The organism is Saccharothrix hoggarensis, assembly GCF_042678885.1.
Classification (GTDB): Bacteria; Actinomycetota; Actinomycetes; order Mycobacteriales; family Pseudonocardiaceae; genus Actinosynnema; species Actinosynnema hoggarensis.
Genome location: NZ_JBHTLK010000430.1, coordinates 1 through 2402, shown reverse-complemented (window position 1 = coordinate 2402; position 2402 = coordinate 1). Strand labels below are relative to the sequence as shown.

1 protein-coding gene is annotated in these 2402 nt (G+C 76.3%); it reads right to left on the bottom strand.

The features are described 5' to 3' along the window. On the bottom strand, nucleotides 1-2402 hold a 2402-nt coding region (locus tag ACFQ3T_RS35935), incomplete at both ends, for a hypothetical protein (RefSeq protein ID WP_380730514.1).

Sequence of the window (2402 nt, the reverse complement as noted above, 5' to 3'; positions counted from 1 at the left end):
GATCGGCGCGGTCGGCAGGGTGCGGCCACGCGCGGGGGCGGCCGGGACGAGGCGGCGCGGCGCCGCGGTGGGCACGGCCGGGACGTTCCGGGTGACGGACCCGACGCCGAGCCCGTTGCCCACCTTGTTGACGACCGTCGGCAGGACGCCGGCGAACCGGGGGTCGCCCGCCACGCCACGGGTGACCTTGTCGGCGGCGTAGGGCAGCTTGCCGCTGATCGTCGGCAGACCCACCAGCGGCGAGGTGGCCTGGACCGGCAGGTCGGCCGCCGTGACGCCCGGGCGGCCCTTCATGGGCAGACCCGTCCTCGGCAGCACGGTGGTCGGCAGCTCCGACACCGGCAGCGTCGTCACGGGCAGCTCGGCGGTCGGCTGCTCGGCCCGCGGCAGCTGCGCGGTCGGCAGCTCGGCCGCCGGCAGGCCCGCCACCGGCAGGCCCGCCGTCGGCAGACCCGCGGTCGGCAGCCCCGCGATCGGCAGGTCGGCGTCCGCCGCCTGCACGTCGGCCAGCTGAGCCTGCGACACCGCGTACCGGGTCAGGCCCACGGTCCGCGCGACGTGCTGCGGCAGGCCGTGGATCGGCACGCCGCGCAGCTCGTCCAGGCTCGTCGCCTGCGGCAGCAGCCCGCGCAGCGCGACCAGGCTCGGCACCTGGGTGATGCCCAGCAGGCTGTCGACGCCGACCGGCAGGTCGATGCCCTTCACCTGGTCGGCCGACGACGAGGAGCGCGTGGTCTCACCGGTGCGCATCCGGCTCCGGTCGTCGGCGCCGGCGGTCGCGGTGCCGAGGAGCTCGATCGGCACACCCACCAGGCGGGCGAACGCCGAGGTCGGCAGGTCGGCGTCCCGGACGGAACCCGGACCCTTGCCGAAGGTGCCGGTGGTGCCGCCGGCCCGGCTCTCGGCCCGGCTGACGCTCTGCGCCGTCGCGAGACCGGCGGCGGAGACGGCGTCGCCGTGGGCCGCCGGCTCGACGCCCACGGGCGCGGTGAGCAGGTTGCCGGACCAGGCGGAGTCCTCGCCGGACGTCAGGTGACGCCCGCCGGCCACCAGGTCGGTGGCGCCGGACGACCGGGCCTCGCTGGTGCCCCCGGCGGTGGCGGCGTCGCCGAACACCTGCATCGGGACCACCGACTGGGCGGCCACACCGTTGCCCGCGAACGAGCCGCGGTCACCGGAGGTGAACACGTCGCCGCCCGCGCGGGAGCCGACCTCGTTGCGGCTCTGGGACTCCACGTTGCTGCCCGCGCCGACGGCGCTGCCGTACAGCTGCGGGGACGACGACTGGGGCGCCGTGAGCACGTTGCCCGAGAGGGAACCGTCGTCGCCCTCCGTGACGGCCGTGCCGCCGGACCGGGAGTCCATCGAGGTGGTCGTGTCGGACGAGCCGTTGCCGACGCCGACGACCGACTGGCCGAACACCTGCCCCGGGTTCGACGTCGGGACGTGCACGATGTTGCCCGACGCGGAGCCGGCCTTGCCGTTGGCCCGCGGCGGGTTGCCGACGTCGATCGTGGTGTCGCTGTCGGTGCGCGACGTCGGGTTGGCGACCGCGCCGCCCGAGTTGCCGAACACCTGGCCGCCGATCGCGGTCGGCGTGGACACCACGTTGCTGGACGCGGTGCCGTTGTCGTCGATGCTGTTCGCGGCGCGGCCCGAGGTGATCGTCTTCCGCTCGGTCATCCGGCCGGACGGCGTGCCCGCCGCGCCGACGCTGTTGCTGAACGCCTCCGCCGGCACGCCGATCGGGGCCTGCCCGATGTTGCCGGAGAGCACCGCGTCGTTGCCGGTGGTGCCGTTGTAGCCGCCCGAGGTCGAGGTCACCTCGTTCTCGCACTCGCCCTGGGCGATGCCGCCCGCGGTGGTGCCGTTGCCGCACAGGTCGGCCGCGCCCGCCGGCGGCAGGTTGGCCGAGTTCGCCGACAGCACGGAGCGGTCGCCGTTGGTGTAGGTGTCGCCGCCCGCCCTCGTGGTGCTGTCGTTGGCGTGCCGGGCCGCGGTGTTGCCGACGCCCGAGGTGGAGTTGCCCGCGCCGGACACCGGCAGGGCGACCGGCGCGTCGGCGAAGTTGCCCGACAGCACGGCGTCCTGGCCGGCGGTGCGGCTGGTGCCGCCCGCGGTGGCGGTGTATGTCGAGGAGCCGTCGACGTCCGCGTTGCCCGCGCCGCCCACGGCGTTGTCGTCCGTGGACACGGGGCCGGCGAGGGCGGGCTGGACCACGTTGCCCGCCATCGTGCCGTCGTCGCCGGAGGTGGCCGCCCACATCGGGGTGCCGCTGCGGTAGGAGCGCGACGCGCCGGCGTCCGCGGACGCCTCGTTGTCGGCCACCGCGTCCGCCTTGCCCGCGGCGCCGACGCCGTTGCCGCTCACCGCGACCACCGGCGCCAGGGGCGCGCCGAGGA